Annotated in this window: 13 protein-coding genes; 1 reads left to right on the forward strand and 12 read right to left on the reverse strand. The window is 59.5% G+C overall.

Annotated elements, in window-relative coordinates:
• Positions 1-92 precede the first annotated feature (92 nt).
• From EGI20_RS01925 to EGI20_RS01980, 12 genes are all read right to left on the reverse strand, one after another.
• The gene (locus tag EGI20_RS01925) at positions 93-356 is read right to left on the reverse strand and encodes a hypothetical protein (protein ID WP_498629215.1); all 264 of its coding nucleotides are present in this window, start codon (positions 354-356) and stop codon (positions 93-95) included.
• A gap of 45 nt (positions 357-401) precedes the next feature.
• Complete coding sequence (gene lpdA, locus EGI20_RS01930; RefSeq protein WP_124734165.1) at positions 402-1,832, reverse strand: dihydrolipoyl dehydrogenase; 1,431 nt, start codon at positions 1,830-1,832, stop codon at positions 402-404.
• Positions 1,833-1,883: 51 nt separating this feature from the next.
• On the reverse strand, positions 1,884-2,069 hold the full coding sequence (locus EGI20_RS01935) for a hypothetical protein (protein ID WP_124734164.1): 186 nt from the start codon (positions 2,067-2,069) through the stop codon (positions 1,884-1,886).
• A 71-nt stretch (positions 2,070-2,140) separates the two neighbouring features.
• On the reverse strand, positions 2,141-3,373 hold the full coding sequence (odhB, locus tag EGI20_RS01940) for a 2-oxoglutarate dehydrogenase complex dihydrolipoyllysine-residue succinyltransferase (protein ID WP_498629217.1): 1,233 nt from the start codon (positions 3,371-3,373) through the stop codon (positions 2,141-2,143).
• Between the two features lie 59 nt (positions 3,374-3,432).
• On the reverse strand, positions 3,433-6,261 hold the full coding sequence (locus EGI20_RS01945; RefSeq protein WP_498629218.1) for a 2-oxoglutarate dehydrogenase E1 component: 2,829 nt from the start codon (positions 6,259-6,261) through the stop codon (positions 3,433-3,435).
• Positions 6,262-6,389: 128 nt separating this feature from the next.
• Positions 6,390-7,679: a citrate synthase gene (gene gltA / locus EGI20_RS01950; RefSeq protein ID WP_498629220.1), complete on the reverse strand. Its 1,290-nt coding sequence runs from the start codon at positions 7,677-7,679 to the stop codon at positions 6,390-6,392.
• Positions 7,680-7,722: 43 nt separating this feature from the next.
• Positions 7,723-7,974, reverse strand: coding sequence for an FAD assembly factor SdhE (locus EGI20_RS01955; RefSeq protein ID WP_124734160.1), 252 nt, complete (start codon positions 7,972-7,974; stop codon positions 7,723-7,725).
• Entirely contained in the window at positions 7,971-8,681 is a 711-nt protein-coding gene (locus tag EGI20_RS01960) for a succinate dehydrogenase iron-sulfur subunit (protein WP_498629222.1), read from the reverse strand. Before EGI20_RS01960 ends, EGI20_RS01955 begins: the two co-directional genes overlap by 4 nt.
• Before the next feature lie 13 nt (positions 8,682-8,694).
• Complete coding sequence (sdhA, locus tag EGI20_RS01965) at positions 8,695-10,482, reverse strand: succinate dehydrogenase flavoprotein subunit (protein ID WP_498629224.1); 1,788 nt, start codon at positions 10,480-10,482, stop codon at positions 8,695-8,697.
• Positions 10,479-10,826 (reverse strand): succinate dehydrogenase, hydrophobic membrane anchor protein, encoded by a 348-nt coding sequence (gene sdhD, locus EGI20_RS01970; RefSeq protein WP_160794355.1) that lies wholly within the window; start codon positions 10,824-10,826, stop codon positions 10,479-10,481. Before sdhD ends, sdhA begins: the two co-directional genes overlap by 4 nt.
• Positions 10,820-11,194, reverse strand: coding sequence for a succinate dehydrogenase, cytochrome b556 subunit (gene sdhC / locus EGI20_RS01975; protein WP_124734156.1), 375 nt, complete (start codon positions 11,192-11,194; stop codon positions 10,820-10,822). Before sdhC ends, sdhD begins: the two co-directional genes overlap by 7 nt.
• Before the next feature lie 215 nt (positions 11,195-11,409).
• Entirely contained in the window at positions 11,410-12,135 is a 726-nt protein-coding gene (locus EGI20_RS01980) for a GntR family transcriptional regulator (RefSeq protein WP_498629227.1), read from the reverse strand.
• Positions 12,136-12,336: 201 nt separating this feature from the next.
• Here EGI20_RS01980 and EGI20_RS01985 point away from each other — a divergent pair, with 201 nt between their 5' ends.
• Positions 12,337-13,323, forward strand: coding sequence for a malate dehydrogenase (locus EGI20_RS01985; protein WP_124734154.1), 987 nt, complete (start codon positions 12,337-12,339; stop codon positions 13,321-13,323).
• Positions 13,324-13,331 lie beyond the last annotated feature (8 nt).

A 13,331-nucleotide genomic window follows, 5' to 3' on the forward strand; every position in this document is an offset into this window, starting at 1 on the left:
TCCTTTTATTGGAAATCGGACGGCCTTCATGAGCCATCCTGATTTTTTGCCCTAAAGCTTGCGCCTTAGAGCCTGGGCTTCGCTACGGGAAATCAGGGCGCGGCGTAACGTACACGGATGGCAATCAGCAACAGACCGCCCACACACGCCAGCAACACAGGCCATTTCAGGCGCCGCCTTGCAGCGCCCGACATGACATAGACCGAAACGGGGAAGGTCGCACCAGCCAGAAACAGCTTGATCCCCCGCATACGGTCGAATACACCGGCCTCATCAAAGCCGATTTTCACTAGCCACATCAAGGCTGCCACCAGCATCAGCACGCCCAGCATGACTGCGTTGGCAATCAACTCCATCAGGCACTTTCATAAGACCAGCCCCGAAGAGCCGGCCGGATTCAATCAACCGTGCAGTGCGCGCTTGTCAACGGCCAGCGCCGCTTCGTGCACCACTTCGGACAAGGACGGATGGGCATGGATAATGCGCGCCAGATCTTCGCTGGCCGCCTTGAATTCCATGGACACCACGCCTTCGGTCACCAGCTCGGACACCATAGGCCCGATCATGTGCAGACCGAGGATGCGGTCGGTCTTGGCACAGGCCAGGATCTTGACCGTGCCTTGTGCCTGACCCAGGCCCAGCGCGCGACCGTTGGCGGCAAAGCCGGAAGAACCCTTCTTGTACTCGATGCCTGCGGCCTTGAGTTGCTCTTCGGTCTTGCCGACCCAGGCGATTTCCGGACTGGTGTAAATCACCCAAGGGATCACGTTAAAGTCGACATGCGGCTTCTGGCCGGCGATACGCTCGGCCACCGCTACACCCTCTTCGGACGCCTTGTGCGCCAGCATAGGGCCGCGCACCACATCGCCAATCGCCCACACATTCGGCAAATTGGTGTGGCAGTTGTCGTCCACCACCACGAAGCCGCGCTCGTCCAGCTGCAAGCCGACTGCGTCGGCACCCAGGCCGCTGGTATTAGGCACGCGGCCGATGGAGACGATCAGCTTGTCGAATTCGGCTACCGTCGCTTCGCCGCCGACTTCATAGGCCACACTGACCTTGTCACCCAGATTCTTGATCTCGCCTATCTTCACGCCCAGCTTGATATCCAGCCCGGTGTTTTTGGTCAGCGTCTTGAAGGCTTCCTTGGCAATTTGCTGGTCGGCTGCAGCAAGGAAGGTCGGCATGGCTTCAAGGATGGTGACGTCGGCACCGACGCGCTTCCACACCGAGCCCATTTCCAGACCGATCACACCGGCACCGATCACGCCCAGACGGGCAGGCACTGCATCTACATTCAGCGCGCCTTCGTTGTCGAGCACGGTGACGTTGTCGATAGTGACACCCGGCAACTGGCGCACGCTGGAGCCGGTGGCAACAATCACATGCGTCGCTTCAATGGCATCGACCGTGTCGCCGTTTTTCACTTCCAGCTGCCACTTCTCGCCGCTGCGACCCTTGAGCGAGCCCAGGCCATGCAGACTGGTCACCTTGTTCTTCTTGAACAAGAAGCCGATACCGGCGGTGAGCTTGTCAACGATGCCGTCCTTGCGCGCAATCATCTTGGCCGCGTCAAACTTGGCGCCTTCCACGCTGATGCCGTGTTCAGCAAAATCGTGGGCAATGGCGTGGAAGTTTTCGCTCGACTGCAACAGCGCCTTGGACGGAATGCAACCGACGTTCAGGCAGGTACCGCCCAGCGACGGCTTGCCGCTTTTGCCGACAAAGGCATCGATACAGGCAGTATTAAAACCCAGCTGGGCGGCACGAATAGCGGCAACATAACCGCCGGGGCCGGCGCCGATCACAACGACGTCGAATTGTTGGCTCATGGTGTATTCCCTTGATAGGCCAGGCGCTACCCGCAGTGGGCAGACGCCGGCTCAGGTCTTGCTGACAGCAAGCAGCAAGATACCGAATGCAATCATGAACAGGATCAGGATGGATTTACCGAAGGTCGAGAACCAGTCTTCCTTCACCCCCATTTTGCGCTTCTTGATCATCAAGAAAGCCAAAGCAAAAGCGGCGAGGATGGAAGCAATGCCGTAGAACCAGTCGGGGATATTCATAAAGCTCCGTTCATGTCTTGTGGCGCACCGGCTGCGGCGCCCTTCACGGGCGCCTCAGCCGGCAGGCCGGATTACAAATCAAGAATGAGGCGGGCCGGGTCTTCTAGCAGATCCTTGATCGTCACCAGCGTCAGCACCGCCTCGCGACCATCGATGATACGGTGGTCGTAAGAGAGCGCAAGATACATCATCGGGCGCGCAACGATCTGACCATTCTCAACAACTGCGCGATCTTTGGTCGCGTGCATGCCCAGAATCGCCGATTGTGGCGGGTTGATGATAGGCGTGGACATCATCGAGCCGAAAGTGCCGCCGTTGGTGATGGAGAAGGTGCCACCGGTCAGGTCTTCCATCGACAGCTTGCCGTCGCGTGCCTTGACCGCAAACTCGGCAATCTGCTTCTCGATTTCGGCGATAGACATCTGGTCGGCGTTGCGCAGGATAGGTACCACCAGACCGCGCGGGCTGCCCACGGCGATACCGATATCGAAGTAGCCGTGATACAGGATGTCGTTACCGTCAACCGAGGCGTTCACCACCGGGAATTTCTTCAGTGCCGCGACCGCCGCCTTGACAAAGAAGGACATGAAACCCAGCTTGACGCCGTGTTCCTTCTCGAACCTGTCCTTGTACTTGGCGCGCAGATCCATCACCGGCTTCATATTCACTTCATTGAAGGTGGTGAGGATGGCGTTTTGAGCCTGGCTTTGCAGCAGACGCTCGGCTACGCGCTGACGCAGGCGGCTCATCGGCACGCGCTGTTCAGGACGGTCGGACAGCAGCGCACCGGCGTTCACCGCCGATGGGGTGCTGGCCAGTGCCGCACCGCTTACGCTGGAAGGCGCGGCCAGTACCGGGCCGGCCTGTACCGGCGCCAGCGGCTTGGCAGCGGCAACCTGCACATCTTCTTTCAGGATGCGGCCATCACGACCGGAGCCGGCAACATTCGCTAGGTTCACGCCACTCTCGGCGGCCAGTTTGGCGGCCGACGGCATGGCGGCAGCAGGCGCAGCGGCAACAGCCGCCACTTCCGGCGCGGCGGCAGGGGCAACGTCACCGGCCTTGGCTGCGGTGTCGATACGGGCAATCAGCTGGCCGGAAACGACGGTAGCGCCATCGGCTTCGATGATTTCAACGATCACACCTGCCAGCGGTGCCGGCAGTTCCAGCACGACTTTGTCGGTTTCCAGATCGATCAGATTTTCGTCGCGGGCGACGGCTTCACCGACCTTTTTGTGCCAGCTCATCAGCGTGGCTTCGGATACGGACTCGGGCAGTTGCGGAACTTTGACTTCGATAATCATATTCTTCTCCGTTGGGGGCCGCTGCATGCGGCCCCGGAACTAGCACTTCAGGTGTGATCTTATTTGCCGAACGACAGGGCTTCTTCGACAAAAGCCTTCAGTTGGGCTACGTGTTTGCTCATATAGCCAACGGCCGGCGATGCGGACGACGGACGGGCCGCATAAGACAGCGTCTGCTTGGCACCCATCAGGTCTTCCAGACGGTGACGCAACTGGTACCAGGCACCCTGATTCTTCGGCTCTTCCTGCACCCACACCACCTCGCTTGCCTTAGGGAAGCGGGCAAGTTCTGCGGCCACCTGTTCGGTCGGGAAGGGGTAGAGCTGCTCGATGCGCACAATGGCGACATCCTGTTCCAGTTCGCGCTCCTTGCGGCCAGCGACCAGGTCGTAATACACCTGACCGGCACACAAGAGCACGCGCTTGACCTTTTTCGGGTCGGCCATCGCGTTGTCACCGATCACGGCACGGAAGGTGCCGTTGCTGCAATCCTCGATCGCGCTCATCGAGTCCTTGAAGCGCAACAGACGCTTGGACAGGAAGATCACCAGCGGTTTACGGAACGGGCGCAGCATCTGGCGGCGCAGCACATGGAACATCTGGCTGGCTTCGGACGGCATCACGATTTGCATATTGTGCTCGGCGCACAGTTGCAGCCAGCGTTCCAGACGAGCCGACGAGTGCTCCGGGCCCTGACCATCGTAGCCATGCGGCAAGATGGTGGTCAGACCGCACAGGCGACCCCACTTGGTTTCACCCGAGGCGATAAACTGGTCGATGGCAACCTGGGCACCGTTGGCGAAATCGCCGAACTGCGCTTCCCAGATCACCAGCTGATCCGGGCTGTTGCATGCATAGCCATACTCGTAGGCCAGCACCGCTTCTTCGTTGAGGATGGAGTCGATGACCAGGAAGTCGCCCTGGTTTTCCGACATATGACGCAGCGGCACATAGCTGCCGTCGTCCCACTTCTCGCGGTTCTGGTCATGGAACACCGCATGGCGGTGGCTGAAAGTGCCGCGTCCCGAGTCTTCACCCGAAATACGCACGCCATAGCCGGACTCGACAAGAGATGCGTAAGCCAGCGTCTCGGCCATGCCCCAGTCTACCGGCTGCTCGCCGGCGGCCATGGCGATACGGCCCTTGACCACGCGATCCACCGTATTGTGCAGCTTGAAGCCTTCCGGCACCTGGGTGAACTTGTCGGTCAGGCGCTGGATATCGGCCAGCGGCAAGGAGGTATCGGTCGGGTGCGCCCAGTCCGTCCCCATAAACGGGGTCCAGTCGACGGCAAACTCACGGCGGTAGTTGGTCAGCACGGTCTGCTCGACGTGCTCGCCCTTGTCCAGCGCATCGCGGTAAGCCTGAATCAGCGCCTGCCCTTCTTCGGCACTCATCACGCCCTCGCCCACCAGACGCTCGGCGTACAGCGCACGCGAGCCCGGATGCTTGGCAATCTTCTTGTACATCATCGGCTGGGTCAGATAAGGATCATCGCCCTCGTTGTGGCCCAGTTTACGGAAGCACACCAGATCGATCACCACGTCCTTGTTAAAGGTCATGCGGTAGTCGAGAGCCGCCTGCATCACATAGCACACCGCTTCCGGGTCATCGCCGTTAACGTGGAAAATCGGTGCCTCGATCATCTTGGCTACGTCGGTGCAGTAGCTGGTAGAGCGGATATCGCGCGTGTCCGAGGTGGTGAAACCGACCTGGTTGTTGATCACGATATGGATGGTGCCACCGGTACCGTAACCGCGCGTCTGCGACAGGTTGAACGTACCCTGGTTGACACCCAGGCCGCCAAAGGCCGAGTCGCCGTGCAGCAGCACCGGCACCACGGTCTTGCGCTCGCCATCCTTGCGTCGCTGCTGGCGCGCGCGTACCGAACCTTCAACCACCGGGTTGACGATTTCGAGGTGGGACGGGTTGAACGCCAGCGAAACATGCATCGGGCCGTTAGGCGTCGGAATGTCGCTGGAGAAGCCCATATGGTATTTCACGTCGCCGGAAGCCAGCTCCTTCGCCGGCTTGCCTTCGAACTCGGCAAACAGGTCGCGCGGCAGCTTGCCCAGCGTGTTGACCAGTACGTTCAGGCGGCCACGGTGGGCCATGCCGATAATCAGTTCCTGCACGCCCTGCGCCGTTGCGTTCTGGATCAGATGATCCAGTGCCGCGATCATGCTTTCGCCGCCTTCGAGCGAGAAGCGCTTCTGGCCGACATAGCGGGTATGCAGATAGCGCTCCAGCGTTTCGGCGGCGGTAATCTGCTTGAGGATGCGGCGCTTGCTCTGGGCATCATAATGCGGCGTGGACAGATCACCCTCGAAGCGGCGCTGCACCCAGCGCTTTTCCTCGGTCTGGGTGACGTGCATATACTCGACGCCGATATTGCCGCAGTAGGTCTGCTTCAAGCGGGCCAGAATCTCGGACAGCGGCAACTGCTGCGGGCCGATCATGGAGCCAATATTGAACTGCAATGCCATATCCGCATCGGTCAGGCCATGGGTGGCCGGATCGAGTTCACGCAACTGCACCTGATCCATGCGCTTGAGCGGGTCAAGGTTGGCGTGACGCGAACCCAGTACGCGGTAAGCCGAAATCAGCTTCAGTACCGCCACCTGCTTTTGCATGGACTCCCAGTCACCTACCGCGCTCACGCGCTGGCCGGCTACCGGCTTTTTCGTCAGCTGGATAAACGACTGCTGGATGGGCAGATGCGGTACATCGCGCTCGGCCGCACCCGGGGCAAGGGACAGCTTGTCAAAATATTCACGCCACTGGTCAGGGGTGGAGCTCGGATCAGCAAGGTACTGCTCGTACAGCTCCTCGATGAAAGGTGCATTCCCGCCAAACAGGTAGGAATGGCCAAACATAGCTTGCATCATGGGTTCGGGCCCTTTGATTCGGTTTAAGACAGCTACCAGAAGCGTTCTGGCAAACCCCTTTGGCTTGCCGCAACGCTCCCGTGGAAAAAACCGGCCACCCAGGCAGAAGGTAGCCGGCCTTGCATCAATCAGCGGTCGCTGACTGGTGCCACATCGCGACGCTCGGCACCGGTATACAACTGGCGCGGACGGCCGATTTTCTGTTGCGGGTCGGCAATCATTTCGGTCCAGTGTGCAATCCAGCCCACGGTACGCGCCAGCGCGAAGATAGGCGTGAACATGGAGACCGGGATACCAATGGCCGACAACACGATGCCGGAGTAGAAGTCGACGTTCGGATACAGCTTGCGCTCAACGAAGTACGGGTCTTCCAGCGCAATCTTCTCCAGCGCCATCGCCAGCTTGAACTTAGGATCATCCTGCAGACCCAGTTCGCGCAGTACTTCGTCGCAGGTCTCTTTCATGATCGCGGCACGCGGGTCCATATTCTTGTACACGCGGTGACCGAAGCCCATCAGCTTGTAGCGCTTGTCCTTCACGCCATCCATGAACTCGGCCACATTGTCGGCGCTGCCGATTTCGTCCAGCATCTTCAGTACCGCCTCGTTGGCGCCGCCATGCGACGGACCCCACAGGCAGGCGATACCGGCAGCGATACAGGCAAACGGGTTGGCACCGGACGAGCCAGCCAGACGCACGGTCGAAGTCGACGCGTTCTGCTCGTGATCGGCATGCAGCGTGAAGATACGGTCCAGCGCGCGCGCCAGGACCGGATTAACCTTGTACTCTTCGCACGGGGTCGAGAACATCATGTGCATGAAGTTCTCGGCATAGGTCAGGCCATTCTTCGGATAGGAGAACGGCAGACCCTTGCTGTAGCGATAAGCCTGGGCGGCAATGGTCGGCAGCTTGGCGATCAGGCGATGCGCCGAAATGCGGCGGTGTTCGGCATTGGTGATGTCGAGCGAGTCGTGATAGAAGGCAGACAGCGCGCCGACCACACCCACCATGACCGCCATCGGGTGCGCATCGCGGCGGAAGCCCTTGAACAGGCTGAACAGCTGATCATGCAGCATATTGTGACGCATGATGCCGCGCACGAACTCGGTGCGCTGGGCGGTATTCGGCAGTTCGCCGTTCAACAGCAAATAGCAGACTTCGAGGTAGTCGCACTTCTCGGCCAGCTGCTCGATCGGGTAGCCGCGGTAGTACAGCATGCCCAGATCGCCATCGATAAAGGTGATCTTGGATTCGCACGAAGCCGTCGCCAAGAAGCCCGGGTCGAAGGTAAACATGCCGGTCTTGTTGAAAGAGCGGATATCCACCACTTCCGGCCCCAGCGTGCCAGCCAGCACCGGCATTTCAATCTGGTCGCGGCCTTCGTTGTAGGACAGCGTAACTTTCTTGTTCGTTTCCACAGACTTACTCCCTGGTATATAGGTATTGTTTTGCGACCACTACTCAGACACTGCGCAACATGGCGACGATAGGCGCGAGCGTCACATCGTCGGTTTCCACCTTGCCGTTCACCAGTTCCAGAAACTCCGTATCCGGCAGATCCAGAATCCGCACATAGGCGGCAAACTCGTCAGGCGTCAGCTGGTCGTAACGCTCGGCCAGAAAACGCGTCAGCACCAGATCCAGCTCCAGCAGGCCGCGACGCGAGCGCCAGCGCACCCGCTTTTTTTCGATCGGATCGATGAGTTCACTCATACCGCACGCTTGACCATCAGGTCCTTGATCTTGCCGATGGCGCGCGTCGGGTTCAGGCCTTTAGGGCAGACATCGACGCAGTTCATGATGCTGTGGCAGCGGAACAGGCGATACGGGTCTTCCAGATTGTCCAGGCGCTCGCTGGTTGCTTCGTCGCGGGTGTCGGCGATAAAGCGGTAGGCGGCCAAAAGGCCGGCCGGACCGACGAACTTGTCCGGGTTCCACCAGAAGCTCGGGCACGAGGTCGAGCAGCAGGCGCACAGGATGCACTCGTACAGGCCATCCAGGTCCTTGCGGTCTTCGGGCGACTGCAGGCGCTCGCGCTCAGGCGCAGGGCTGTTGTTGACCACATACGGCTTGATCGAGTGGTACTGGGTGAAAAACTGGGTCATGTCGACGATCAGGTCGCGAATCACCGGCAAGCCAGGAATCGGACGCAGTTCGATCGGCTGCTTCAGGTCGCGCACATCGGTCAGGCAGGCCAGGCCGTTCTTGCCGTTGATGTTCATCGCATCCGAACCGCACACGCCTTCACGGCAGGAGCGGCGGAAAGAAATGGTCTCGTCCTTGACCTTGAGCTTGACCAGCGCGTCCAGGAGTTTACGGTCGGTCGAATCGATTTCGACCGAAATATCCTGCATATAGGGCTTGGCGTCCTGATCCGGGTTGTAGCGATAGACGCGGAACTGGATGGTTTCGTTAGTCATGATGTCTGTCGCCTCAGTAGGAACGGGTCTTCAGGGCGATGGCTTCGACGGTCAGCGGGGTCATATTGACCGGCTTGTAGTCGAGCTTGTTGCCATCGCGGTGCCACAGCGTGTGCTTGAGCCAGTTCTGGTCGTCACGGCCGTTCGGATTGGCCGGCGTATCTTCGGCATCGTCGCGCACATGGGCGCCACGGCTTTCGGTACGGGCATTGGCCGAGATCATGGTGGCTTTGGCCACTTCGATCAGGTTTTCCAGCTCCAGCGCTTCCAGGCGGGCGGTATTGAATACCTTGGACTTGTCGGCGATTTCGATGGTCTTGATCATCTCTTCGACTTCGAGAATTTTGGCCACGCCCTGGGCCAGCATGTCCTTAAAGCGGAACACGCCGCAATGCGCCTGCATGGTGCGCTGCATGGCGCTACGCGCTTCGTGCACATTGGTGCCGTTGGTCTGGCCGTCCAGTCGTGCCACACGCGCTACCGAACGCTCGATGGCCGCCATATTCAGCTCAGGCAGGTTCTCGGGCTGGGTCTTGATGAAGTCGATCATCGAGTTGCCCGAGCTCTTGCCGAACACCAGCAAGTCGAGCAGCGAGTTGGTACCCAGACGGTTGGCACCATGCACCGAGGCGCACGCGCATTCGCCGGCGGCGTAGAAGCCCTTGACGATATCGCTGTGGTTGTCGGTGGTGGACAGCACCACTTCGCCCTTGTAGTTGGTCGGAATGCCGCCCATCTGGTAGTGGCAGGTCGGCACCACCGGAATCGGCGCCTTGATCGGGTCGACACCGGCAAACTTGATCGAGATTTCGCGGATGCCCGGCAGCTTGGACATGATCACCTCGGGGTCGAGGTGGGTGATGTCCAGCAGCACATGATCCTTGTTCGGGCCGCAACCACGGCCTTCATTGATTTCAGTCACCATGGCGCGCGACACCACGTCACGCGAAGCCAGATCCTTGGCGTTCGGCGCGTAACGCTCCATAAAGCGTTCGCCGTCCGAGTTACGCAAAATACCGCCTTCGCCGCGCACACCCTCGGTGATCAGCACGCCCGCGCCGGCAACGCCAGTCGGGTGGAACTGCCAGAATTCCATGTCTTCCAGCGGGATGCCGGCACGTGCTGCCATACCCAGGCCGTCACCGGTATTGATGAAGGCATTGGTGGACGAAGCATAAATACGGCCGGCACCGCCGGTAGCGAACAAGGTGGCCTTGGCCTGGAACACGACGATTTCCGAGGTTTCCATTTCCATGGCGACCACGCCCTGCACATTGCCGTCGGCGTCGCGGATCAGGTCCAGCGCCATCCATTCAACGAAGAACTGGGTATTGGCGCGCACATTACGCTGATACAAAGCATGCAGCATGGCGTGACCGGTACGGTCGGCAGCGGCGCAGGCGCGGCGCACCGGCTTCTCGCCGAAGTTCGACATATGGCCGCCGAACGGACGCTGGTAGATAGTGCCATCGTCGTTGCGGTCAAACGGCATGCCGAAGTGTTCGAGCTCGACCACCACTTTCGGTGCTTCGCGGCACATATATTCGATGGCATCCTGGTCGCCCAGCCAGTCCGAACCCTTGACGGTATCGTACATATGCCAGTGCCAGTGATCCTTTTCGGAGTTGCCCAAGCTGGCGGACACCCCGCCCTGCGCCGCTACGGTATGCGAGCGGGTCGGAAAAACCTTGGAAATGACTGCGGTCTTGAGACCGGCTTCAGACAACTGCAAGGCTGCGCGCATGCCGGCGCCGCCGGCGCCGACGATTACTGCATCAAAATGGCGAACTGGTAGGTTCATTGCAGACCCCAAACAACTTTAACCGAATAGATGAAACAGCCCGTGAGCCACACGATGGTGAACACATGCAGGCTCAGGCGCAGACCGGTAGGCTTGATGTAGTCCATCCAGACATCACGGATACCGACCCAGACGTGCAAAAATAGCGCGAGCAAGGTGATCTGGGTAAACAGCCGCACCCAGGTCTGGCTAAACAGGGCTTTCCAGCTGTCGAAATCGGAAGGCATGGCCAGCAGCAGCACGACCAGTGCTACGGTGTAAGCCAGCATGACGACAGCGGTCACGCGCTGCATGATCCAGTCGCGCAAGCCGTAATGGGCACCAACCACGTTGCGGTTTACCATAACAAGAACCCCAGAATAGCGGTCAGGACAAGGCTGACAATCAGCACCAGCTTGGCGGTCGCACGCGCGGTTTCCAGCTCCAAGCCTTTGTGCACATCAAGAAACAGAAAACGGATGCCGGCGCAGAAGTGGTGCAGGTAAGCCCACAAAAAGCCGATCAGCACCAGTTTCATCAGCGGGTAGGCGATGATGGCGCGAAAAGTATCGAAGTCCTGAGCAGAACTCAGCGTACCTGCAAACAGGTACATCAAAAGAGGCAGGGAGAAAAAGAGCGCCACACCGCTGACCCGATGCAGGATCGAGACGATACCCGGCACGGGCAATCTGATCTTGCCAAGATCTAGGTGCTTTGGTCGTTGCTTCTGCATATGGCTTCCTAAGTATGTTTTTTTGACCAAACCGTTGTAACCGGGCTCTGGACGACAAGCCCACCAAACCAGTGCTTCATCTTGCAAAGCCGGAGACAAAAGCCTGACCAACCCTGCTTGACGCAGTGCGCCATCGACTAGATGGCTGCGCCATTCTACCAAACACAAACGACATTATCATCGAGTTCGTCATTATTTTGTGCTATGCGATAACCTTAAGGCATTGCTGTATAAGCCAAGACATCGGTCAGGCAGTAACGCTGCCGCCATAGCACCGCGCCCCCCATCAGCGGACCGGACAAGGTCAGCACCGACAACGCGGCACGTCCTTGCTCCACGCTCAAAAGCGCCGCTTCTTCCCGCGGCAAGTGCTCAACCCGGAACTGCTCGGCATGCACATGCACCCTCACCCCGTAGCGCCGCAGCAGGAGCTCATGCAGACTGGCCGAGCGCGCACGCAAAGCGCGGGCATCCAGATCGTCAAAACGCTCGGCACTAAGCAGGATCTCGTCGGTCGCAACCGGCAAGCCCTGATGCCGCCACAACAAGCGCACCCGAAACAGCGGCGCCCCGCGCCTCAGCAACAGGGCCGATGCGACCTCCTCGCCGGCGCTCAATCGCGATACGCCGAGAAACTCCCGCACCAGTACATCGGCCGGCCCGCCAAACACACCAGGCGTCACAACCGCCCCGCCGCCCCAGTCTCCCGGCAGCGGTGCGACAAAAGTCCCCTTGCCCTGCAAACGCAGCAACACGCCATCCGCGACCAACTCCGCCAGTGCCTTGCGCGCCGTCCCCTGGCTCACCCCCAGTTCGGCAGCCAGATCCCACTCACTGGGCAGCATCTCGCTCTCGCCCCACTCCCCGGCACACACCCTTTGCAACAGATGCGCCTTGGCCTGGCGATAAAGCGGTTCTTTACTGATGGCATTTGCATTCATCGCATGCTTTTTATCACCAAATTTCCGCCGAGTAAATACAAGTCTTATATAAGACACACAAGTTGACGCACAACTCTAAAAATACCTGTACCAATCCGCACACAAACCAGCACAAATAAATAAATGGCCGTGGTAAACTCATTTGCCGCAATATTGCAAAGCACCATTCCGAGCTGTGAATATCAAAGGAGAATGCGAGAAATGAAAGCCCCCGTACGTGTTGCCGTTACCGGCGCTGCCGGCCAGATCGCCTACAGCCTGCTGTTCCGCATTGCCAGCGGTGAAATGCTGGGCAAAGACCAGCCAGTCATCCTGCAATTGCTGGAAGTGCCGTTTGAAAAGCCACAGCAGGCGCTCAAGGGCGTGATGATGGAGTTGCAGGACTGCGCTTTCCCGCTGCTGACTGATATGGTTGGTACCGATGACCCGCTGGTGGCTTTCAAGGACGCCGAATACGCACTGCTGGTCGGTGCCCGTCCACGCGGCCCGGGCATGGAGCGCGCCGATCTGCTGCAGGAAAACGCCAAGATTTTCACCGCACAGGGCAAGGCACTGAATGACGTTGCCCACCGCGACGTGAAGGTGCTGGTTGTCGGCAACCCGGCCAACACCAATGCCTATATCGCGATGAAGAGCGCGCCGGATCTGCCGGCCAAGAACTTCACCGCCATGCTGCGACTGGACCACAACCGTGCAGCCAGCCAGCTCGCAGCCAAAACCGGCAAGGCCGTTGCCTCCATCGAAAAACTGCTGGTCTGGGGCAACCACTCGCCAACCATGTACGCCGACTACCGCTTTGCTACCATCAACGGCGAAAGCGTCAAGGCCATGATTGGTGACGAAGCCTGGAACCGCGACGTATTCCTGCCAACCGTAGGCAAGCGTGGCGCCGCCATCATCGAAGCGCGCGGCCTGTCTTCCGCCGCCTCCGCCGCCAATGCCGCCATCGACCATATGCGCGACTGGGCACTGGGCACCAACGGCAAGTGGACCACCATGGGCATTCCATCCGACGGCAGCTACGGCATCCCTGAGGGCGTGATGTACGGATTCCCGGTAACGTGCGAAAATGGCGCATACGAGATTGTGCAAGGCTTGGAAATTGATGAATTCAGCCGCGACCGGATGAACTTCACCCTGAACGAGCTGGAAGAAGAGCGCGCAGCGATTGCTCACCTGCTGGGCTGATTTCCCGC

It is taken from the genome of Aquitalea sp. S1-19 (genome assembly GCF_024343515.1).